The sequence below is a fragment of the Pseudoalteromonas sp. J2K-J031 genome, assembly GCF_058197095.2.
In genome coordinates this window covers 1823170-1846896 of sequence record NZ_CM200279.1, presented here as the reverse complement: position 1 = coordinate 1846896, position 23727 = coordinate 1823170, and the positions used below count along the sequence as shown (strand labels likewise).

Below are 23727 nucleotides of genomic sequence, written 5' to 3'. Positions count from 1 at the left end.
TAGGAAGGGCTTTCGCCCTTCCACTGCTTTAGACTATATTAGTCTTTTTGTGCATTTTTGAAAGCAGCTGCCATAGCATTTTCGAACTCTGGCTCTTCTTTCTTAAGTTTCTCTAAAACTTCTTTCTCTTCAGCTTCGAAAAGAGCTTTAACAGATAAGCTTAATGTACGGTTTTTACGATCAACACCAACATATTTCGCTTCAACTTCATCACCAACTGAAACAGCTGTAGTAGCATCTTCTACGCGCTCTTGAGCAATATCAGCTACACGAATATAGCCTTCAACGCCTTCAGAAATTTCAATTGTAGCGCCTTTCGCGTCTACTTCAGTAACTTTACCTTTAACAATAGCACCTTTTTTATTGGCGTCTAGGTAGTTATTGAATGGATCGCTCTCAATTTGCTTAACGCCTAAAGAGATACGCTCACGCTCTGGGTCAACTTGTAATACGATAGCTGTGATTTCGTCACCTTTTTTGTACTCACGTACAGCTTCTTCGCCTGGAGCATTCCAAGAGATATCAGAAAGGTGAACTAGACCGTCAATACCACCGTCTAAACCGATAAAGATACCGAAGTCAGTGATTGATTTGATCTTACCTGTAACTTGATCGCCTTTGTTTTGTAGACGAGCAAATTCTTGCCATGGGTTAGCAATACATTGCTTAAGACCTAGAGAAATACGACGACGTTCTTCATCAATTTCTAATACCATAACTTCAACTGTATCGCCTAAGCTAACTACTTTTGAAGGGTGGATATTTTTGTTAGTCCAATCCATTTCAGAAACGTGAACTAAACCTTCAACGCCTTCTTCGATCTCAACGAAACAACCGTAATCAGTTAAGTTCGTGATACGTCCAGTTAGTTTAGAACCTTCTGGGTAACGACCAGCGATTGCTGCCCATGGATCTTCGCCAAGTTGCTTAAGACCTAGAGAAACACGCGTTTTATCTTTGTCGAATTTTAATACTTTAACAGCGATTTCGTCACCAACGTTAACGATTTCAGATGGGTGCTTAACACGCTTCCAAGCCATATCTGTGATATGTAGAAGACCATCAACGCCACCTAAATCAACGAACGCGCCGTAATCTGTAAGGTTCTTAACGATACCTTTAACTTCTTGGCCTTCAATTAAGTTAGCTAGAAGTTCATCACGCTCTTGAGAATTTTCAGACTCAATAACAGCACGACGAGAAACAACAACATTGTTACGCTTTTGGTCTAGCTTGATAACTTTAAACTCAAGCTCTTTACCTTCAAGGTGTGTTGTATCACGTACTGGACGCACATCTACTAATGAACCAGGTAAGAATGCACGGATTGTATCTACTTCAACAGTGAAACCACCTTTAACTTTACCGTTGATAACACCGATAACAGTTACTTGCTCTTCACATGCTTTTTCTAAACGGATCCAAGCTTCGTGACGTTTTGCTTTCTCACGAGAAAGAATTGTTTCACCGAAACCATCTTCCATTGAATCTAAAGCAACATCAACAACATCGCCTACCGCTACTTCTAGTTCACCAGCAGCATTTTTGAATTGCTCGGCAGGAATTGCACTTTCAGACTTAAGTCCAGCGTCAACTAATACGATGTTATTTTCGATTGAAATAACAGTACCTTTAACGATCGAACCTTGTTGAGCTTCAAAACCTTTTAAGCTTTCTTCAAATAACTGCGCAAAATTTTCTGACATACTAGATACGTCTCTAAAATATTAATCACCAATTGGACATCCTGCCGCATGGGGTTGTTTATTTAGCGTCCACAATCCTTTATGTCCGCTGTAGGTAGATTAAAGTGATTTTTTATATAAATCATATATTTTGTTAAACACTTGCTCTGCATTTAGCAACGTAGTGTCAACAGTAATCGCATCTGCTGCAGGCACTAATGGTGCTACACTGCGATTCATATCTCGTTCATCACGAGCCTGAATATCATACAGCAAGTCCTCGATTTTAACATCAAGACCCGAATCCTTCAACTCGTTAAAACGGCGATTAGCCCTTTCTTCAGCTGAAGCGGTTAAATAGATCTTTAATTTAGCATCCGGAAACACAACAGTTCCCATATCGCGACCATCAGCAATTAGGCCTTTATTGCTTCGAAAGGCACGCTGACGTCTTAATAGTGCTTCGCGTACACGCGGTAGAGCAGCTACTTTAGATGCCACACCACCCACTTGTTCATTACGAATACGTTTCGTGACATCTTCGCCTTCAAGAATAATTCTTCCTATTCCTTTTTCGGCATCAATGAGAAATTGTACATCCAAGTTGGCAGCTAATGGTACAAGTGCAGTTTCATCTGAATCTGCTATTTGATGATGAATTGCGGCTAAAGCCAGCACTCGATAAATTGCACCACTATCTAACACGTCCCAGCCTAGCTTATTCGCTAACAAACGACAGACAGTCCCTTTACCAGAGCCGCTTGGACCATCTACTGTGATCACCGGTTCTATTGCCTGCATTTAAACCTCCACCAATGCATACAAAAATTGTCGGGCGCATTATAAGCGATAAAGTAAAATTTATCGCTCTTTTCATACAATTTTCTAAATAAAATTAATTACTAATTGTTGCTAAGGTCTCAAAATAAGTAGGAAATGTTTTATGAGTACACTTGGGATCGTTAATTATAATATCATGTCCCCCTACTGCAACCATCGAAAAACACATCGCTATTCGATGATCATTATACGTATCTATAGTTGCAAACTCGATGGTATCGGGTGGCGTGATTTCGATATAATCGTGCCCTTCAACCACAGTTGCTCCCACTTTACGTAGCTCTGTTGCCATCGCATTCAGTCGGTCAGTTTCTTTTACGCGCCAATTATAAATATTACGGATTGCCGTTTTACCTTTTGCAAATAAAGCGACCGTTGCCATTGTCATAGCTGCGTCAGGGATAGCATTTGCATCAAAATCAATACCTTTTAATTGACCCTTTTCAACCACAATCTTATTGTCATACCAAGTAATTTTTGCACCGGCTTGTTCCATCACATCAGCAAATGCAATATCACCTTGCACACTACTTTTACCAACGCCATTGATTTCAACGCAGCCTCCATTAATTGCTGCTGCTGCAATAAAATAAGAGGCAGATGATGCATCACCCTCAACCATTATTTGGCCGGGTGATTGGTAGTGTTGACCTTTTTCGATAATAAACGTTTGATAATTATCATTAGTAACAACTACACCAAAACGCTTCATGACATTTAAAGTAATATCAATATACGGTTTTGATACCAACTCCCCTTTAATTTTGATGCTAGTATTACCAGCAAAAAGTGGCGCGGCCATCAGTAATGCAGTTAAGAATTGACTTGAAATACTGCCATCAATTTCAACGTCGCCACCCTGAATAAGTTGACCATGTATTTGAAGCGGTGGGTAATCTTTGTTCTCAAGGTAGGTAATGTTTGCGCCTAACGCATCAAGGGCATCCACTAAGTGGCCAATCGGCCTTTCGTTCATTCGTGGCTCACCGGTGAGCTCAGTTCTAATTTTAGATGCTGCAAGTACAGCTGTTAACGGGCGAAATGCGGTGCCAGCATTACCTAAAAATAATGGGCTAGCCGGTTGAGTAAATTGGCCACCATTACCATGAACTAACGCGGTCGTCTTTGTCTCATTGAGCTCAACTTTGATACCTAGCAAGTGAAGTGCCTCAAGCATGCGTTGAATATCATCACTTTCAAGTAAATTATCAACTTGAGTTACTCCGTCGCATAACGCTGCAAGCAGTAAAATTCGATTTGATAAACTCTTAGAGCCCGGTAATGTAATACTCCCACCAACGTTTTTAATCGCTTTTAATAGTAGTGATTCCATTAGCTATTTTCCTTTGCAAATGTAGCCATAAAACTCACTAATGCTTGAACGCCTTCAAGTGGTAAAGCGTTGTAGATACTCGCACGCATACCTCCAACAGAACGGTGCCCTTCTAGTGCTAACAAGCCTGCTTGAGTGGCTTGCTTTAAAAACAAATCATTCAATTTTTCATTGTTTAACCAAAAAGGCACATTCATTAGAGAGCGACAATGCTTCGCTACTTTGTTAGAGTAAAAATCACTTTGATCAATATAATCATACAATAATGCGGCTTTTTGCTTATTCACTGCTTCTATTGCTTTTACGCCACCTTGAGCCTCAATCCATGCAAATACTTCATTTGCAAGATACCAAGCAAAAGTTGGTGGCGTGTTAAACATACTGCCCTGCTTATGTTCAAGGGCATAATCTAAGATACCAGGACGAGGTAAACCTTTACGTGCTAACAATGATTTTTTAATGATCACTATGGTTAAACCCGATGGCCCAATATTTTTTTGCGCACCTGCATAAATTAAATCAAATTCGGTAACATCGATTTCTCGAGATAATATATTTGAGGACATATCAGCAACAATGGGAGCACTTGGGTGCTTAGGCACACCAAATAACTCAACCCCATCTATCGTTTCGTTAGGGCAAAAATGCACATACGAAGCATCAACGGGTAAATGCCATTCACTCACCGGAATAACATCAAAACCAGTTCCACTGTCTTTACGAATATTAATATTTACTGTTTCTATAAATTTATTCGCTTCGTCGAGCGCACCTTGAGACCACACGCCACTATTACAATAAACAGCGGCTTTACCCTCAATGTGCAAATTTAATGGTACTGCAGAGAATTGACCTCGGCCACCACCATGCATAAACAATACAGCATAGTCTTCAGGGATATTCATCAACCGACGTAACCGCTCTTCACTTTGGGCTGCAACAGCTAAAAAAGGTTCGCTGCGATGGCTAATCTCCATCACAGAAACGCCCATATCCTGCCAGTTTAAGAACTCAGATTGTGCTTTTTTCATCACCTCTGGTGGCAAAGTCGCAGGACCTGCACAAAAATTATAAACACTCATTCCCCTCTCCCTCATTGTTTATATTTAAATTGTTATGATTCAAAACAGTACATTGTCTGCAAAGCGTAATATATTTGCATAACACTGACATTTTTGAGTGATAACAACTGGTTTTTTGTTGTTAAAAAAAGCGGCTTTCGCCGCTTTTTTTAATTACTCAGCCGTTGGTATTTCGGCCGCGTTATCGGGAGTTTCTACTGAAGGTGAATCTTCAGAAGTTGTTTCTACTTCTTCGAAATATTCAGTTTCTTCAATCTCATCGATACGTTGTAAACCAACTACTAGCTCTTCGTCAATAGTACGTATTAAAATAACACCTTGGGTATTTCGCCCTACAGTCGATACTTCTTGTACTCGGGTTCGTACTAAAGTACCTCGATTAGAAATCAACATAATTTCATCATTTTCGAGTACTTGGACAGCACCTACCACTTTACCATTACGTTCACTTACTTTGATTGAAACCACACCTTGAGTCGCACGACTCTTCGATGGGTAATCTTCTAAGTTAGTTCGCTTACCATAACCATTTTCAGTTACCGTTAAGATAGAACCTTCATTTTTAGGCACAATGAGTGAGACTACGCGTTGATCTTCGCCCATTTTGATACCACGTACACCCGTTGCTGTTCGACCCATTGGGCGAACACCTTTGAACTTAATTTCAGGTTGTCCGTTTTCATCTAAAACTGGATTGCCGTTTTCATCAAGTACTTCACTTTCTTCAGACTCTTTAAAACGTACCACTTTACCAGCATCAGAGAATAACATAATTTCGTTAGTGCCATCTGTGATGTCTACACCTATTAAGCTATCACCTTCATTCAAATTTACAGCAATAATGCCACTTGAACGTTGGCGGCTATAAGCAGTTAATGGTGTTTTCTTCACCGTACCGAACGCAGTGGCCATAAAGATGTATTTATTTTCTTCATATTCACGCACAGGTAAAATAGCCGTAATACGCTCGTTTGCTTCAAGTGGTAATAGGTTAATTATCGGCTTACCACGTGCAGCACGGCTTGCTAAAGGTAATTGATATACTTTTAACCAATATAAACGGCCAGCTGTTGAGAAACATAAAATCGTATCGTGAGTATTAGCAACCAATAAACGCTCAATGAAATCTTCATCTTTCATTTTAGTTGCTGATTTGCCCTTTCCACCACGGCGCTGCGCTTCGTAATCACTTAGCGGTTGATATTTCACATACCCTTCATGCGAAAGCGTCACAACCACATCTTCTTCATTAATGAGGTCTTCTAAACTAATGTCATGCGCAGCAGCAGTAATGACTGTACGACGCTCATCACCATATTGCTCTTTTGCAAGTACCAGTTCTTCGCGAATAACTTCAAGTAAACGCTCAGGCGATGACAATATGTGTAATAGCTCAGCGATTAAATCAAGTAGCTCTTGATACTCAGCTAAAATTTTCTCGTGCTCTAAACCCGTTAAGCGGTGTAAACGTAATTCAAGAATGGCTTGAGCTTGTTGCGGTGATAAGTAATATTGACCATCACGAATGCCGAGCTCTGCATCTAACCACTCAGGGCGGGCAACATTGTTTTCGCCTGTGCGTTCAAGCATTGATTTAACATGACCTAAATCCCACGGACGAGCAATAAGCGCTTCTTTTGCTTCAGCAGGTGTAGGCGAGCGGCGGATCAATTCAATAATCGGATCGATATTCGCAAGCGCAATCGCTAACCCTTCAAGCGTATGGGCACGATCGCGCGCTTTACGTAAATCAAATACGGTACGGCGTGTTACAACTTCGCGACGATGAACCACAAACGCATGCAGCATTTCTTTTAAGTTAAGTAACTTAGGTTGACCATTATCGAGTGCAACCATATTCATACCAAATACGGTTTGCATTGATGTTTGTGCATATAAGTTGTTTAAAACAACCTCACCCACTTCACCACGTTTGATTTCAACCACAATACGCATACCATCTTTATCAGACTCGTCACGTAATGCACTGATCCCTTCAATTTTTTTGTCTTTAACTAATTCAGCAATTTTTTCGATTAAACGTGCTTTATTAACTTGATACGGTAACTCATGAACAATAATCGTTTCTTTACCACGTTCATCCGTTTCTACTTCTGCTTTTGCACGGATATAAACTTTGCCACGACCTGTTTTGTAGGCTTGTTCAATGCCTTTTTTACCACTAATAATTGCAGCGGTTGGGAAATCAGGACCCGGAATATAATCAATCAGCTCATCAATGGTGATATCTGGGTTATTGATTAACGCCAAACAACCATTAATGACTTCATTTAAATTATGCGGTGGAATGTTCGTTGCCATACCAACCGCGATGCCCGAAGCACCATTAACAAGCAAATTTGGTATTTTTGTTGGTAATACAGCTGGAATTTTTTCAGTACCATCGTAGTTATCAACATAATCGACCGTTTCTTTTTCTAAATCAGCTAATAGCTCATGAGAAACACGCGCCATACGGATTTCGGTATAACGCATTGCCGCTGCAGAATCGCCATCAACCGAACCAAAGTTTCCTTGGCCATCAACTAGCATGTAACGTAGCGAAAAAGGCTGGGCCATACGAACGATGGTATCGTACACTGCGCTATCACCATGTGGGTGATATTTACCGATTACGTCACCGACGACACGTGCAGATTTTTTATAAGGTTTGTTCCAATCATTCTTGAGTTCATTCATCGCAAATAAAACACGACGATGAACAGGCTTTAAGCCATCACGAACATCAGGTAAAGCACGTCCTACGATTACGCTCATTGCATAATCAAGGTAAGAGTTCTTTAGTTCGTCTTCAATATTAACTGGAAGGATTTCATTGGCGCGATCAGTCATTTGATTTCACTTCCTTCAGTCGACTAAAAATTGTTAATCATTATTGTTGTCGGTAACATGCTACCACATAATTAAATAATTTACAGGGCGTAAATCTTTGTGAATTTGTAATTTACCCCTTTATAATGCGCTCAGATTAACTAGGAAGCTTTTTATGACCGTACATCAAAATGTAGATCAACAAGAAATTGCCAAATTTGAAGCCGTGGCACAACACTGGTGGGATCTCACTGGAGATTTTAAACCTCTGCATGAAATCAACCCCCTTCGCCTCGATTTTATCATGAGTCATACTGCGGGGTTATTTGATAAAAAAACCTTAGATGTTGGTTGTGGCGGTGGGATTTTAAGTGAAAGCATGGCTAGAATGGGAGCAAGCGTCACAGGGATCGACATGGGTCAAGAGCCGCTTAATGTCGCCAAACTACACAGTTTAGAAACAGGGGTTAAAGTAGACTATGTGCAAACGACTGCAGAAGATTTTGCCACTCTGTATCCAGCAAGTTTCGATGTCATTACATGTATGGAAATGCTCGAACATGTGCCCGATCCTGAATCCATCATTCAATCAGTTGCCCAATTAGCCAAACCAGGTGCACAAGTATTTTTTTCAACTCTAAATAAAACGTTTAAATCGTACTTATTTGCCATTGTAGGCGCTGAAAAAATCTTAAAAATGGTACCAAATGGTACACACGATCATCAAAAGTTTATCCGACCTGCTCAATTAATAAGCTGGGCTGAAAAATATGATTTAAAAGTGCGTGCAAGTAAGGGATTAAGTTATAACCCTCTTTCTGGGCAATACAGTCTTGGTTCAGATGTCAGTGTCAATTACATTCTCTATTTTGAAAAGGTATAACAATCTATGAATTTTAAAGCGGTACTGTTTGATTTAGATGGCACATTATTAGACACGGCTGATGATTTAGGCGCTGCACTTAATGCGGTTCTATTCACACATAACCGAGTACCGTTGAAACGAGTAGACTATGTACTTGAAGCATCTAATGGCAGTTTAGCCATGCTAAAAGCAGGATTTGGTGAAAAAGACTGGTCTTTTTTGAATCACAAAGCACTGCAACAACAGTTTTTAGACCATTACTTAGCAAATATCGCAGCAACATCCTGTTATTATCCAGGCATAGAAGATCTATTAACGAGACTCAATTGCCAGGATATACCTTGGGGGATTGTCACTAACAAACCAACATTTCTAACCTTGCCGTTACTTGAGCACTTTAATTTGTTATCGCAAAGCAAAGCGATTGTGTGTGGCGATACACTCAGTGTTGCTAAGCCTCACCCTGAACCCATTTTGCACGGTTTATCACAGTTAGGGATTGAGCCAACGCAAGGTTTATATGTTGGAGATGCCAAAAGGGATATTGAAGCAGGCCAAGCTGCTAAGATGAAAACAGCTATCGCTAAGTGGGGTTACATCGCACCCTCAGATGATATTTTAAGCTGGAATGCTGATATTATATGCGCTAATGCTCAACAACTAAGCAACTACATATAGTGTTTTTACACGCCAGGAACCACTACATATAGTTTATTTATTCTTCAAGTATAAGGTTTCTCTCTTTTTTCTGTGCTAAAAATACGCGAAAAGACAAAAAATAATAAATAATTTTTAATTTCGGATCATTTGTTGATTTTTAATTATTTCTAATGAATCAAAAGACAAAAGGTTAGTAGCAACTAACCTTTTGTCTTTATCGCCAACTTATCCACAAATACTCCCAATTCTGTCCCTTGCAAATAAAATCATACCACTCTATCTTGTGATCCATAATTAAGTTGCCCCCATATATAGTGTTTAAAAGCTAACCACTTCGGCACAACATTAATATTCAGGCCACTCGCCTAAAAATAAAACAATAAATTTCGCTAACACCCTAGGAAATACAGGCATAAATATGACAAAAAAACTATCTGTGAGTAAAAGAGACGGTCGCAAGGAATTGCTCGATTTGGACAAGATCCACCGTGTCATTGAATGGGCAGCAAAGGGACTTAATAATGTTTCAGTCTCACAAGTAGAACTAAAATCTCATATCCAGTTTTATGATGGGATCCGTACTGAAGATATCCATGAGACCATCATCAAAGCAGCTGCGGATCAGATTTCGAAAGAGTCGCCTGATTACCAATTTTTAGCCGCTCGTTTAGCCATTTTCCATTTACGCAAAAAAGCGTACGGCCAATTTGAGCCACCACGCTTGTATGATCATGTTGTAAAAATGGTTGAAGATAACCGTTATGACGCACATTTATTGGCAGACTATAGCAAAGCTGAACTAGAGCAACTTGATGAAGTACTTGATCATAACCGCGATCTTACTTTTAGTTATGCGGCAGTAAAGCAGCTTGAAGGTAAATATTTAGTTCAAAACCGTGTAACCGGCGAAATTTATGAAAGTGCGCAGTTTTTATATATTTTAGTTGCAGCGAGCTTATTTTCTAAATATCCAAAATCAATTCGTTTAGATTACATCAAGCGTTTTTACGATGCCGTATCACAATTTAAAATCTCATTACCTACGCCAATTATGGCGGGTGTGCGTACGCCTACTCGTCAATTCAGTTCATGTGTACTGATTGAATGTGGTGATAGCTTAGATTCAATCAATGCGACTTCTTCTGCCATTGTAAAATATGTCAGCCAACGTGCAGGTATTGGGATTAATGCGGGTCGAATTCGTGCGCTTGGTAGCCCAATTCGCAATGGCGAAGCGTATCATACTGGCTGTATCCCTTTTTATAAGCACTTTCAAACAGCTGTTAAAAGTTGTTCACAAGGTGGTGTTCGCGGCGGTGCGGCTACGCTATTTTACCCGTTGTGGCACTTAGAGGTTGAAAACTTACTCGTGCTTAAAAACAACCGTGGTGTTGAAGATAACCGAGTTCGCCATCTTGATTATGGTGTTCAATTCAACAAAGTAATGTACAGCCGTTTAATTAAAGATGATTACATTACCTTATTTAGCCCATCCGATGTGCCTGGGTTATATGATGCTTTTTTTGAAGATCAGAGTTTATTTGAAAGTTTATATGTTCAATATGAGCAAGATCCGTCTATTCGTAAAAAACGCATTAAGGCTATTGAATTATTTTCAATGTTTGCTCAAGAGCGCGCCAGTACAGGCCGAATTTATCTGCAAAATGTTGACCACTGTAATACTCACAGCCCTTTTGATTCAAAAGTTGCGCCAATTCGCCAATCAAATCTTTGTTTGGAAATCGCCCTTCCAACAAAACCACTTAAACATGTGATGGATGAAGAAGGTGAAATTGCCTTATGTACCTTATCAGCCTTTAACTTAGGTGCAATTGAGTCACTTGATGAGTTAGAAGAGTTAGCAGAGCTTGCAGTACGTGCGTTAGATAATCTATTAGACTACCAAGATTATCCGGTTCCAGCGGCCAAAAATGCGACAATGAACCGTCGTACGCTAGGTGTCGGTGTGGTCAATTATGCATATTATCTGGCAAAAAATGGTAAAAAATATTCTGATGGTAGTGCTAATGCATTAACTCATCAAACATTCGAAGCTATTCAATATTATCTAATGAAAGCGTCGAATGAACTTGCCAAAGAAAAAGGTGCTTGCCCTAAATTCCATGAGACAACCTATTCTCAAGGTTTAATGCCTATTGATACTTACAAAAAAGATTTAGATCAAATCTGTTCTGAACCACTGCGTTTAGATTGGGATGGTCTTCGTGAAAGCATTAAACAATATGGTATGCGTAATTCTACTTTATCTGCATTAATGCCTTCAGAGACATCGTCACAAATCTCTAATGCAACCAACGGTATTGAGCCACCGCGTGGTCATGTGAGTGTTAAAGCAAGTAAAGATGGGATCTTAAAACAGGTAGTACCTGAATATGAAAGACTCAAAGATCAATATGAATTATTATGGGATATCCCATCAAATGATGGCTACTTGCAGCTAGTCGGTATTATGCAGAAATTCATTGATCAAACGGTGTCTGCCAATACCAATTATGATCCAGGTAAATTTGAAGGTGGTAAGGTACCAATGAAGTTGTTATTGAAAGATTTATTAACAGCATACAAATTTGGTGTTAAAACCCTTTATTATCATAATACGCGCGATGGTGCTTCTGATGCGCAAAACGAAATCGTTGCTGATTCTGACGACGATTGCGCCGGTGGCGCGTGTAAAATATAAAAACTATTGGGCAAGCTTTTCTTGCCCATTTTCTGTTTGTCTTTGAGAGTTACTATGTCTTATTCAACTTTTAGCCGTAATCATAACGACCAATTAAAAGAACCGATGTTTTTTGGCCAAACTGTCAATGTGTCACGATACGATCAACAAAAGCACCCTATTTTCGAAAAATTAATTGAAAAGCAACTTTCATTTTTTTGGCGTCCAGAAGAAGTTGATGTAAGTAAAGACCGTGTCGATTTCGAAAATCTACCCGATCATGAAAAACATATCTTCTTAAGTAACCTTAAATATCAAACATTATTAGACAGTATCCAAGGGCGTTCACCTAATATTGCGCTGTTACCGATAGTATCACTACCTGAACTTGAAACATGGATAGAAACGTGGTCATTCAGTGAGACTATTCATAGCCGTTCATATACGCATATTATTCGTAACGTCACTAAACAACCTGAACTCATTTTTGATGACATCGTTAACAATGACAAAATCATTGAACGTGCCGATGAAGTAACTCGTTATTATGATGATTTGATTGAATATACTTCAATCTATAATTTATATGGCGAAGGTAAGCATCAAATTAACGATAGCACCGTTGTGATTAATTTATTTGATCTAAAAAAGAAATTATACCGTGCAATCATGTCGGTTAATATTCTTGAAGCCATCCGTTTTTACGTTAGTTTCGCCTGCTCTTTTGCTTTTGCTGAACGCGAATTAATGGAAGGCAATGCCAAAATTATCAAATTAATCGCACGTGATGAAGCGCTCCATCTTTCTGGTACTCAGCACATGCTCAATATTATGCAAGAAGGTAACGATGATCCTGAAATGTCTATTATTGCAGCGCAACTGCGTGAAGAATCAATTGAGATGTTTAAAACGGCTGCAGAGCAAGAAAAAGAATGGGCTCAGTATTTATTCAAAGATGGGTCAATGATTGGTTTGAATAAAGATATTTTGTGTCAATATGTTGAATATATTACCAATGTTCGTATGTCCGCGATTGGTTTACCGCAACAATATCCTATTACAAGTAATCCTATTCCATGGATAAACTCATGGTTAGTTTCAGATAATGTACAAGTTGCACCACAAGAAGCCGAGATCAGCTCTTACCTTGTTGGTCAGATTGATTCTCAAGTTGAAGCCTCAGACTTTGGTGACTTTGACTTGTAATGAAGCAAGTATTTATCCGTAATACTGATCAGAACCTTGATTATGGTTCTGATCGCCTCACTTTATTAGAACATCTTGAACACAATAATATTCCTGTCCAATATCAATGTCGTGAAGGTTACTGCGGCGCATGTCGCTGTACTTTAAATTCAGGCAGTGTTGAATATTTGCAAGAACCTTTAGCGTTTATTCGAAAAGGTGAAATTTTATTATGTTGCTCAAAGCCACTTGAAGATATAGACCTGACATTGCCGCATTTTTAACTTCTTTAGCGAGCATAAAATTGAAGTCAACCAAGTTGATTTAGAACGATAATATCACGCGATACTACTCTAAAATTTTAAAGATTAGTGCGGCTCTGAGCTTAGGTAATTAAGCGCGACCTCCTCTGTAAAGTTCGTTTCATAAAAACCCTGATTATTCGTTATCGTTAACGTATTTTGCTCAACAACGACAGACCAATCAAAACGCTGTGTCATATCTTGGCTTAAGTTATTAAGAAACTGTGTATCTATCGCTAATAGCTTAATATGTTTTCGACTAAGATAAGCTTCATTATCGGTTAACCACGTCGAATTTTTAAGCGTGATAACAATAACTTGTTCTGCTTGCTGCATTGCTCGCTCTAGTCTTTTTTGGCTTGGTGATCCGACTTCTATCCATAATATATATCGATTAAACTCATCTTTAAGTGATAAGTCAGGATGAATTGGATTATCATTATTTTTTGACCAAGCTGCACTATGAAGCGGTAATAAACAAAAGCCAATTAGCTTTAATAGAAAATGCTCAAGGTCCTCCCTTGGTAACAAAGCCACTGTCACATCTTTATGTTCATATCGATGATGATTAAGATCAGCTACATCTAAATGAGCTTTAAATACCATTTGTTTATTCGCCATACAATAAAACTCGTAGACTAAGTCCCTAAAGTATAGCTGTTAATTTCAATGTAATGAGTAACATTATCGAGCTCATTCGATGAATTAAAAATGTTATAGCATCACAGTTATTGATCCACCCTAAAATGTAATGTTACACTATCTCAATTACGTTCCTTTAAGATGATATTATGAAGTATTCAGTATTATATTCGACCATTCTTGCCAGTTTAAGCCTAAGCTCTGCGCATGCAGCGACAATCTCAGGTAAAATTGTTGATAAAAACAATCAGCCTATAAACGCGGCCAGTATTCATATTCACGGTAAAGATAAAGCTGTTTATAGTGACGAAAATGGCGACTTTAGCCTTGTTATTGATAATGATGGCCAAATCCATATCTCTAAAGATAATTATATCGACCAACGCATTGCTGTTACCGCACAACAAACGGCACTGGCCGTAACATTGTCGAAGTCATCCATCGAGACAGTAACTGTGTTTGCCTCTGGTTTACATAAAACAAATATGGATATGGCCTCCCCTGTGACCGTTCTTGCTGGTGATGACTTAAGAAATAGTGCTCAGGCAACATTAGGTGAAACGTTAAAAGGTCTGCCTGGTATTAATGCCACCTATTTTAGTCCAGTGTCATCGTCTCCAATCATCCGAGGTCTAGATGGCCCACGTGTTAAAGTATTACAAAATGGTCTAGACAGTAGCGATGCATCGCGTATTGGTGCCGATCATGCGACAACGAATGAGTCACTAACAGCTCAACAAATCGAAGTTCTACGAGGCCCTGCGACTTTATTGTATGGATCTGGTGCAATTGGTGGTGTCGTAAACGTTGTTGACCAACGTATTCCAACCGATCAACTCACTCAGTTAGAAGGCGCGGTTGAGCTAAAATACGACAGCGTATCAAATGGCAAAACAGCTGCATTTAATTTAGCCGGTGGTGATAATGGATTTAACCTCAACATCAATGGTCTAAAAAGACAATCTGATGATTATAAAATCCCTGCGATGCATGTTGAAGAACATGAAGAACATGAAGAACATGAAGAACATGAAGAACATGAAGAACATGAAGAACATGCTAATGAAGCAGAACATGAAATAGTTAAAAAAATTGAAAATACTTTTATCGACTCAACAGTTATCGACATTGGCGCTAGCTATGTGTCAGAGCATTTTACCGTTGGTTTATCATATGGAAACATCAATACAGAATATGGGATCCCGGGGCATGAACATGCTCACGAAGACCATGACCATGACCATGACCATGACCATGACCATGACCATGACCAGCATGATACTGCCACTGAAGAAGAACACCATGTTTATGCGCTTTTAGAACAAGATCGCTGGCAAGCTCTGATGGCGTGGACTCCACATAATAACATCGTCGAAAAAATTGAAGCTCGTTTAGGTTACACTCAATATCAACATGCTGAAATTGAAGATGGCCAGATTGGTACTACCTTTAAAAATGACAGCCAAGAAGCACGTTTCTCAGTCGAACATACCTTAGGTCAATGGCATGGTGTTGTTGGATATCATTACTATTATTCTGATTATCAAGCTCTAGGCGACGAAGCATTTACACCTTCAACCGAAGCACGTCAGCATGGCCTCTTTTTATTAGAAGAGCGTAAATTTGGTGGCGTAACACTAGAACTTGGTGCTCGAGTTGAAAAGTATGAGTTAGAATCATCAGATATTGATACTGGCCATAGCCATGATGAAGACGATCACCACGACACTTCAAGTTATCTTGAATCATTCAATAACATCAGCCTTTCAACGGGGCTAGTCTGGGACATTGGTTCAGGTTACTCAACTTCAGTAAATGTAACTCACTCTGAGCGAGCACCTTCAGCGGCTGAACTATTATCAAATGGCCTGCATATTTCAACAGGTACATACGATTTAGGTTTAGGTTATGTGATTGAAGAAGGTGAAGTCCATTTTGAGCCTGAAAATATCAAACAAGAAACAGCAAATAACCTAGACATCAGCTTTAGAAAATATTCGGATGACCTCGGGTTTACCATTAACTTGTATTATAACCGAGTTAACAATTTCTATTTCCAACAAGCTACTGATTTTGTTTTTGATCAACACGATCATGAACTTGTTCATGCCGCAATGGCCGATGAAGAGAGCGCACCGGTTTATCAATTCACAAGTCAAGATGCCACCTTATACGGTGTTGAATTTGATTTGCATTATTCTATAACAGATGAATTGACTGTGAAATTATTTGGTGACAATAGTCGTATTACACTTGAAGATAAAAATTACCTCCCTCGTGTACCTGCTAATAAATTAGGCACAACTATCAATTGGGAAATCGCTCATTTTGATGTTTCAGCAACAGCAACTCGCTATTTTGCGCAGAATAAAATCGCCTTTAACGAAACAAGTACAGCGGGATATACTCTACTTGATGCCGCTGTCAGTTATCAGTTCAACTTAGCCTCTGTTGATAGCTCGGTTTACTTAAAAGCCAATAATCTGACCAATGAACTTGCTTTTGTACACAGCTCGTTTATTAAAGAAATTGCGCCATTACCAGGTCGTAATATTGCAGTCGGGATCCGAGCGTTCTTCTAAGCTAAACGCTGACAGCAGTGCCACTCATTTTGGCACTGTTGTATAGTTAACAAACACCCAATAAAAAAGCCGCTAATGCGTAATGCCGTTCACTTAAGGTGAGCGGCTTTTTTATTTTTAGCCACAGGGTAGCGGTTTTTCGATACTTTTAGTGTTCTTGGGTAACTTCGTTCTCGTTTTCCCTCTAGCTTAAATTGACTGGCATTTCTTTCTATTTCCAATATCTGTCCGGGGACATTACCGGGCGCATAAATTGGCATCATAGTCAGCTTATGGATGATGTGTGATGAGGCATCTCTAAAGCTTAGTTGGTTTGGGAAAACACTCTTGAGCGACTTCGCCATCAGGACCATCTTATAGCGGATTAAGTTGTACGCCAACAGCACCCCCCATAACTCCTGTCTAATGAGCTCTGGTAAGTTGCTTCTTAACGTAAACCTACTTGCCAACAAGTGTTGCTTCATTTCTCGGTAGCCCATCTCTATTTCCCAGCGATGGCTATAAAGGTCGACTATTTCTGCCGATGGATATGCCATAGGGTCGACCATGGACGTGAGTATTTTGACTTCTTTTCCTTTGATTAGTTTGGTGATAAGTCGCACGTCCATTGTTAAGGGCAACTCTGGTCGCTTTTTTCTCGCTTGAGGTGTGGTGGTTAGGCGGATGAGTTTATCTTGCCTGCCAAGACGTTTGATTTCCTCATACTGTACGTTCTTCTTTAGCGGTAATAACCAATGTGTGTTGATGCCTTTATGCTGCCAATCATGTAACAAGCCTAGTGAGTAAAAGCCTTTATCAAACAATGTTAGGCTGTTATCTGGTACACGTGCTATGAGCTGTGCTGCCAGTGTCATCTCATTTTCACTCACGCTACTCAATGCACTATCAAGAATTAAGTGGCTACTAAGCTCCATCAGACATACCATTCGTACCTGAGGATAGCCTGCTTCACTGGCTTTATTCGCTGTACGGGCAAAGGCTGCGCTGTTTTCTTTACTATCGGGCGTGCGCCATACAACGCCATCTACACCAAATAAGTTCAGACCACACCAATGGGGATGCTCAGCTCGCTCATGCCACTTCTGTGCTGAAAGATGAAATACATCTCGAACCACATCACTGCCTAGCTTCTTTCTCGCTTGTGTCACGGCACTGCGTGCGACGTAATCCACATCCTGCGGTAATACAATATCGAGCTTGTTGATGAGCAGGCGGACTGATTCAGTGCGAAAAAGTGACATACCTATCACGGCCCAAATCATTGCATCCATAGGCAGCTTGCGTTTACGCAATGTGGCCACACCATTAGAGGCTAAACACGATTGAATAATTTCGGGGTCTAGGACATCCGCTAATGACGAAAATTCGGTAAGGCGGTTAATTGAGGTGCGTGCTAAGGCTTCTGACAGTTCCATAAAAAATCCGATGACATGTGGGCTCATCGGATTGTTACATCTACAGAAGATCGGTCAACCGATCAGTAAAATATTTCTTAACTGATCGGCATTACGCTAATGCGGCTTTATTTATTAAATGCTTATCACTATTAGATGATAGCGATTAATTCAACATCAAAAATTAACGTTGAGAAAGGTGCAATAGAAGCACCAGCACCACGCTCGCCATAAGCAAGATCATGTGGCACATATAAACGCCATTTTGAACCAACAGCCATCATTTGTAATGCTTCAGTCCAGCCTTTGATCACGCCACCAACTGGGAACTCAGCAGGTTGACCACGCTCATAAGAGCTATCAAATACTGTACCGTTTACTAAAGTACCGTGGTAATGAGTACGTACCGTTGACGCTGCAGTTGGTTTTTCACCTTCACCAGCGGTTAATACTTCATATTGTAAGCCAGACGCAGTAACAGTCACTTCAGCACGTTTTGCATTATCAGCTAAAAATGCATCACCTTCTGCAGCTAATACTTTAGCTTGCTCTTCAAGACGAGCTTGAATTTCAGTGTTAATAAGTTCAAATGCAGCTTGAATTGCAGGGATTTCAACTTGGAAATCAGCATCAGTATAAGCGTCTTTCATACCTTCAAACACAGCGTTTAGGTTTAAACCATCAAATGGATTTGCTTTTAATTGATCACCCATTTGTAAACCAATACCATAACTTGCTTGCTCAGCATGAGTTGTAAATTTATCAGACATAAATACCACTATAAAAAGTTGAGTTAAAGATGCGATTTTATCATAGTTTTCGCGCTATTTATTGTTTTGTTAACTTTTTCAAATCAATTACACGCATAATTTCATACACTATGGGTAACGAGATGGCATTAAACAATAAAAAGGGTTGAGTAAGAACAGCTGAAATTGGAACACTCGCTGTCTTATCTAATACGCTAAATAATCCCAAGCCAATTAACACACAAAACCAAGTGCCTAATCGAGGATGATTTTTTTCATATTTTACAATCAAGTGCACAGTCAAAATTGAAAATAAGATAAATGAAAGACTGGCTTGCCAGAATATAGGGCCCTGCTCTTGCGCTAAAGGATACGCATCAAAGATCATCGTGTGTACTATTCGATATGCGTGATAAAAAAACACGCTAAATACAGCCCACTTAGACAGTGTAATCAACCAAAATTTCATACCGGATCCTTAAACGAAAAAAACCGCCTCGAAGGCGGTTTTGGGAATGAGGTGGCGGAGAGATAGGGATTTGAACCCTAGATAGGCTACAAACCTATGCCGGTTTTCAAGACCGGTGCAATCGACCACTCTGCCATCTCTCCGTTGTTGCGCGCATATTACTGATTTCTTTTATTAAAGTAAAGCCACAATAACAATTAATTTAATAATATTGTGGCGGTGTTCTCGCAATAATCGCGCTAATTAAACACACTATAACCCCAACTACTGCAGCCAACACTATCTGCATAGTTAGTTCAACGTTTGCAAAAATCCCATTACTCAAAGCATTAATGAAAATCAGGGGGGAAATGCTACAGCAAAAAACCATAAAAGTGACTTTAAACGCACGATTAAAGGTGAATCGTCGACTTTTGGCCATTCTCCAGGTTAACAAAGCCATAATTCCTGTTACAGCAAAAAGACTAAAAAAGCTATTTTTTGTGTAGATTGAAATGACAATTCCTATCGAGGCGCCAACAAGCCCCCATAAAAACCAAACAAACCAGTTTTCTCTTTCTCGATAAAAAAGATTATTCATCCCACTAGCCTCGTTCTTAGTATTATTATTTCTCTACCATAACAAAAAATGTACAAATTAAAAACTGACAAAATCAAATTAATGGTCTACCTGCTTAAAATAATAAAACATAACACGTAAAACTGACGATGACGGCCAATAACAAATTTAATAACACACCTTCTTTAACCATCGCAGCAATGGTGAGCTCGCCACTGGCGAACACAATTGAGTTAGGCGCTGTCGCGACAGGTAGACAAAATGCACAAGAGCAACTAATTACAACAGGGATCATTAATAATTCAATTGGTAAATTAAGTGCGATCGCAGCCGATGCGATAATTGGCATCAGTAAAGTTGCTGTGGCTGTATTTGACGTGATTTCAGTTAAAAAAGAGACGCATAGTGTGATCGCCAGCAGCATTGCAAGTACAGGTAATTGCCCAAGCGCGGTTAAATAGTCACCTATCAACTGACTAAGCCCGCTGGCTACAAACGCATTTGCAATACAAATCCCGCCAGCGAAAAGTAACAACATACCCCACGGAATTTCTTTTGCTGCTGACCACTCAAGAAGACGACCGCCCTTACCATTTGAGGTAATTGCCATTAGCATCACCCCCAAAAACGCGATAGTCGAATCACCAACATCGGCAAAGCCCAATACTCCAGACCAACCACCAAAGGGCTCTTTTCGAAAAATCCATAATAGTGCAACCAAGGTAAAAATAATCAATACCCGCCACTCTGCTTTTTGCCATGCCCCCATTTTTGGCAACGTTATCGCCGAGGTTAATTTAATATTGCGGGTCAACCATAAAGCACACAGCGGAATTGAAATAACGACGATGGGTACCGCAACTTTCATCCAGTTTAAAAATCCGTATTCTTTTCCTGAAAACTTTTCATAAACAGATGCAAATATAACATTCGGTGGTGTGCCAATAATCGTCCCCACCCCACCAATCGAAGCAGCGTAAGCAAGCCCAAGTAACAGAGCTATTTTAAAACGGGTATTATCTGTTGTACTACAAATCGCAAGTACCACAGGTAGCAAAGCCACTACCGTTGCCGTATTTGAAATCCACATTGATAAAATCGCAGCAGTGACCATAATGGCCATCACAATGCGCTGAGCACTATTCCCACCTATCAAATCAATAATTTTAAAGGCCAGCCGCTTATGCACTTGAGATTGCTCAATCGCGACTGCTAACATAAACGCACCCATTAACAGTAAAATGACGTGGTTACCTAAAGCACTGGCGGCCGTTTTATGATCAAGCACGCCAAAAAACGGGAACAACACTAAAGGTAATAATGACGTAAGCGGAATTGCAATTGCTTCCGATATCCACCAATAGCCCGTTAGAGCAGTAATAGCCAAGGTATAACTGATGGGATCTGATAGTGCAAAAAACTGAGCCATAGCCCATACCAAGATTGAAAAGCCTAATCCTAAACCGATATGCCAATTAATTTGCACCGTCATCTTCCATTTGAGCAATAACAGACTGAGCCGCTTGCCAGCGTGCGTCTGACTTTAATTCGATCATGCTAACGCTTTTTGACTGCAAATATGCAAGTGCGCGATGGCCATGATTTTGATACTGGTTGATACCAAGTCCATCTAAAACCTGATATAAACCATGAGGTTCATTGCACAACAATGCCATATCACACCCTGCGTCAAGTGCACATTGGGTTCGCGTAACATAATCGCCCATTTGAACAGCACCTTGCATGCCCATATCGTCCGAAAAAACAGGTCCTTTAAAACCTAATTGATGCCTGAGCACCTCTTTTAACCAATAATCGGAGAAACATGCGGGTCTACTGTCACAGTCTGGATAAATCACATGGGCCGGCATCACGCCATCAGTACAACCAGCCTCAAACAGTGCCTTAAACACGCTTAAATCAGATTGAAAGATTTCAGACTTGCTGCGCTCATCAACCGGCATCGCTATGTGCGAGTCAGGACCCACTGAACCGTGCCCTGGAAAATGCTTGACCACATTTTTCATACCTGCACGATGTAAACCGCTAATAAACTGTTTTGCCGCATCAATCACGTCATTTGGGCTACTTGCAAAAGCCCGATTGGTAATCACTTGTGAGATACCATTTAAATCAAGCACAGGTGCAAAACTAAAGTCTACGCCGTGAGCACGTAACTCAGCCGCTAAGGTAAAACCTAAATCAGCTAAAATAGGACGGGTAGAGCGCTTGCCAAACAAAGCGGCATCCTGCATGGCAGGAATAGCCGAAAAACCAGTACGAAATCGCTGAACTCGTCCACCTTCGTGATCAACACAAATAAGTAAGGTTGGTGATATTTTTTTAATCTGCGCTGTTAATGCACACAATTGTTCATTGTTAAAATAGTTACGACTGAACAAAATTACGCCACCCACTAAAGGGTGTTGTAAGTATTCAATTTCTTCAGGTTGTAAAGTTAAACCTGCAATCCCTGTTAATATCGGCCCCATCGTTTACATCCCTAAAAATCACTAAAAAATTGTTCGGTGGTTAATCTGCGCGCTTTAACATGTTTTACTTCAGGGGTGCCAAGATACAAATACCCAACAATTTCATCTTCGAGACTCAGGCCTAATTCAGTTTTGATCAGATCACATTGGGCATAGTGTCCTGTGCGCCATACGCCACCTAAACCTTGAGCAAATGCAGCTTGTTGCATTGCAAATACCGCACATCCTGCAGACTGAACTTGTTCAATACGAGGGACTTTCGCATTATCAACACATTTGGCGACACAAATAATCACAACAGGCGCACGTAACGCCAGCGTTTTTGCACGTTCAAGATTGCGTTCATCAAGCTGGTGATGACAAGCTGAACGATAAAAAATCTCTCCTAGACGATCACGCCCTTCATTTTGCACCACAATAAATTGCCAAGGCGTTAACGCCCCATGATCAGGTGCAAGCAAAGCGGCTTGTTTAATAATCGATAGTTGTTCTAAAGAAGGGGCTGGAGTGGTTAAACGAGCATCTGATTGACGCGTTAGTAATAATTCAAGTGCATTCATAAAATGTTATTCTAAATTTTTTTTCAGAATAACATTTTCTATTTATAAATACAGTGCGTAAAGTTAGGCTCTTTTGGATAAAAGCCAATAATCAAGGCTGGTGTATCGCCCACCACCGGTAAAAAATAAACTTAATAACATCACAAAGTACATTGCCGAAAACTCAATTCCATTATTAAGGATAACAGGTCGGCCATGCTGATATAAATAATCGCTATTTCCATGCTCATCAACAATATCGTGAATTATCTCAAGGCGCTTTTTGGTTTGAATGCTGTTGTCTAGGCTTTGCTGAGCTTGATTAAACCCAACCCAGTGCAGCACTTTTGCTGAGGATGTATTAGGATCGAGTGGGGTAATAGCAAACCAACCATGAGACCAATGAACCGTAGTTGCAGCAACAAGCATAGTGATCATCAATGGGATTGTTACAAGTCGAGTTAAAAAACCAAACAACAACAGCCATCCACCTAAAAACTCACTCCATGCGGCTAAAAAAGCCAGTAGATCAGGGAAAGGTAAGCCCAAACCCCATTGCGTATTACCAAACCAAGCAACCACATTTGGATCAGCAAGCAAAGCATCACTAATACTGTGCCATTCGGTGCTCAAGCCAAGTTTACTGTATCCGGCAATAATCATAACAGGCGCTAAAATGAGTCGAAGCAATAAAGGGGCAACCCCATCTGCATGTGCAACTTTTGACACGATTAATTGATACTGAGATTGAAGCACTTGAAACATTTTTTCACCTTTTAATACTTGCTGAAGTAACAAAGACCTACTCGGTGAAAAAATAATTTCACTTTAAAATGG

20 protein-coding genes and 1 tRNA gene are annotated in these 23727 nt (G+C 40.0%); 6 read left to right on the top strand and 15 right to left on the bottom strand.

Annotated features, from left to right (window positions below):
• Positions 1-38: 38 nt before the first annotated feature.
• From rpsA to gyrA, 5 genes are all read right to left on the bottom strand, one after another.
• A complete protein-coding gene (rpsA, locus tag AC3KZC_RS08370) occupies positions 39-1706 on the bottom strand; it encodes a 30S ribosomal protein S1 (protein WP_490577337.1) in 1668 nt (555 codons plus the stop codon).
• A gap of 99 nt (positions 1707-1805) precedes the next feature.
• A complete protein-coding gene (cmk, locus tag AC3KZC_RS08365; RefSeq protein ID WP_490577336.1) occupies positions 1806-2486 on the bottom strand; it encodes a (d)CMP kinase in 681 nt (226 codons plus the stop codon).
• A gap of 94 nt (positions 2487-2580) precedes the next feature.
• Entirely contained in the window at positions 2581-3858 is a 1278-nt protein-coding gene (gene aroA, locus AC3KZC_RS08360) for a 3-phosphoshikimate 1-carboxyvinyltransferase (protein ID WP_490577335.1), read from the bottom strand.
• Positions 3858-4940, bottom strand: coding sequence for a 3-phosphoserine/phosphohydroxythreonine transaminase (serC, locus tag AC3KZC_RS08355; protein ID WP_490577334.1), 1083 nt, complete (start codon positions 4938-4940; stop codon positions 3858-3860). Before serC ends, aroA begins: the two co-directional genes overlap by 1 nt.
• Positions 4941-5093: 153 nt before the next feature.
• The gene (gyrA, locus tag AC3KZC_RS08350) at positions 5094-7793 is read right to left on the bottom strand and encodes a DNA topoisomerase (ATP-hydrolyzing) subunit A (protein WP_490577333.1); all 2700 of its coding nucleotides are present in this window, start codon (positions 7791-7793) and stop codon (positions 5094-5096) included.
• A gap of 154 nt (positions 7794-7947) precedes the next feature.
• Between gyrA and ubiG the strand changes: the two genes are divergently transcribed.
• The 5 genes from ubiG to yfaE all read left to right on the top strand — a co-directional run bounded on the left by ubiG (position 7948) and on the right by yfaE (position 13446).
• On the top strand, positions 7948-8655 hold the full coding sequence (gene ubiG / locus AC3KZC_RS08345; RefSeq protein ID WP_490577332.1) for a bifunctional 2-polyprenyl-6-hydroxyphenol methylase/3-demethylubiquinol 3-O-methyltransferase UbiG: 708 nt from the start codon (positions 7948-7950) through the stop codon (positions 8653-8655).
• A gap of 6 nt (positions 8656-8661) precedes the next feature.
• On the top strand, positions 8662-9315 hold the full coding sequence (locus AC3KZC_RS08340; protein ID WP_490577331.1) for an HAD family hydrolase: 654 nt from the start codon (positions 8662-8664) through the stop codon (positions 9313-9315).
• 400 nt (positions 9316-9715) lie between these two features.
• Positions 9716-11998, top strand: coding sequence for a class 1a ribonucleoside-diphosphate reductase subunit alpha (gene nrdA / locus AC3KZC_RS08335; RefSeq protein ID WP_490577330.1), 2283 nt, complete (start codon positions 9716-9718; stop codon positions 11996-11998).
• A 54-nt stretch (positions 11999-12052) separates the two neighbouring features.
• Entirely contained in the window at positions 12053-13183 is a 1131-nt protein-coding gene (gene nrdB / locus AC3KZC_RS08330) for a class Ia ribonucleoside-diphosphate reductase subunit beta (RefSeq protein WP_490577329.1), read from the top strand.
• On the top strand, positions 13183-13446 hold the full coding sequence (gene yfaE / locus AC3KZC_RS08325; protein WP_490577328.1) for a class I ribonucleotide reductase maintenance protein YfaE: 264 nt from the start codon (positions 13183-13185) through the stop codon (positions 13444-13446). The genes nrdB and yfaE overlap by 1 nt, the downstream gene beginning before the upstream one ends.
• 84 nt (positions 13447-13530) lie before the next feature.
• Here the strand turns inward: yfaE and AC3KZC_RS08320 are convergent, their stop codons facing one another.
• Entirely contained in the window at positions 13531-14085 is a 555-nt protein-coding gene (locus AC3KZC_RS08320) for a YaeQ family protein (protein WP_490577327.1), read from the bottom strand.
• 170 nt (positions 14086-14255) lie between these two features.
• Between AC3KZC_RS08320 and AC3KZC_RS08315 the strand changes: the two genes are divergently transcribed.
• Positions 14256-16688 carry a TonB-dependent receptor gene (locus AC3KZC_RS08315; RefSeq protein ID WP_490577326.1) on the top strand — a complete coding sequence of 811 codons (2433 nt, stop codon included), beginning with the start codon at positions 14256-14258 and terminating at the stop codon, positions 16686-16688.
• Positions 16689-16777: 89 nt separating this feature from the next.
• Here AC3KZC_RS08315 and AC3KZC_RS08310 read toward each other — a convergent pair whose 3' ends face one another.
• The 9 genes from AC3KZC_RS08310 to AC3KZC_RS08270 all read right to left on the bottom strand — a co-directional run bounded on the left by AC3KZC_RS08310 (position 16778) and on the right by AC3KZC_RS08270 (position 23655).
• Positions 16778-18103 carry an IS4 family transposase gene (locus AC3KZC_RS08310; RefSeq protein ID WP_518525921.1) on the bottom strand — a complete coding sequence of 442 codons (1326 nt, stop codon included), beginning with the start codon at positions 18101-18103 and terminating at the stop codon, positions 16778-16780.
• A gap of 131 nt (positions 18104-18234) precedes the next feature.
• Positions 18235-18852 (bottom strand): FKBP-type peptidyl-prolyl cis-trans isomerase, encoded by a 618-nt coding sequence (locus AC3KZC_RS08305; RefSeq protein WP_490579176.1) that lies wholly within the window; start codon positions 18850-18852, stop codon positions 18235-18237.
• A 58-nt stretch (positions 18853-18910) separates the two neighbouring features.
• Positions 18911-19300 (bottom strand): hypothetical protein, encoded by a 390-nt coding sequence (locus AC3KZC_RS08300; RefSeq protein WP_490579177.1) that lies wholly within the window; start codon positions 19298-19300, stop codon positions 18911-18913.
• 52 nt (positions 19301-19352) lie between these two features.
• Positions 19353-19443, bottom strand: a tRNA-Ser gene (locus AC3KZC_RS08295).
• A gap of 59 nt (positions 19444-19502) precedes the next feature.
• On the bottom strand, positions 19503-19880 hold the full coding sequence (locus tag AC3KZC_RS08290) for a hypothetical protein (protein ID WP_490579178.1): 378 nt from the start codon (positions 19878-19880) through the stop codon (positions 19503-19505).
• 94 nt (positions 19881-19974) lie between these two features.
• Entirely contained in the window at positions 19975-21351 is a 1377-nt protein-coding gene (locus tag AC3KZC_RS08285; protein WP_490579179.1) for an SLC13 family permease, read from the bottom strand.
• Positions 21335-22351, bottom strand: coding sequence for a beta-N-acetylhexosaminidase (gene nagZ / locus AC3KZC_RS08280; RefSeq protein ID WP_490579180.1), 1017 nt, complete (start codon positions 22349-22351; stop codon positions 21335-21337). The genes AC3KZC_RS08285 and nagZ overlap by 17 nt, the downstream gene beginning before the upstream one ends.
• Positions 22352-22362: 11 nt before the next feature.
• Positions 22363-22911 (bottom strand): NAD(P)H nitroreductase, encoded by a 549-nt coding sequence (locus AC3KZC_RS08275; RefSeq protein WP_490579181.1) that lies wholly within the window; start codon positions 22909-22911, stop codon positions 22363-22365.
• Positions 22912-22974: 63 nt separating this feature from the next.
• On the bottom strand, positions 22975-23655 hold the full coding sequence (locus AC3KZC_RS08270; protein ID WP_490579182.1) for an HvfX family Cu-binding RiPP maturation protein: 681 nt from the start codon (positions 23653-23655) through the stop codon (positions 22975-22977).
• Positions 23656-23727 lie beyond the last annotated feature (72 nt).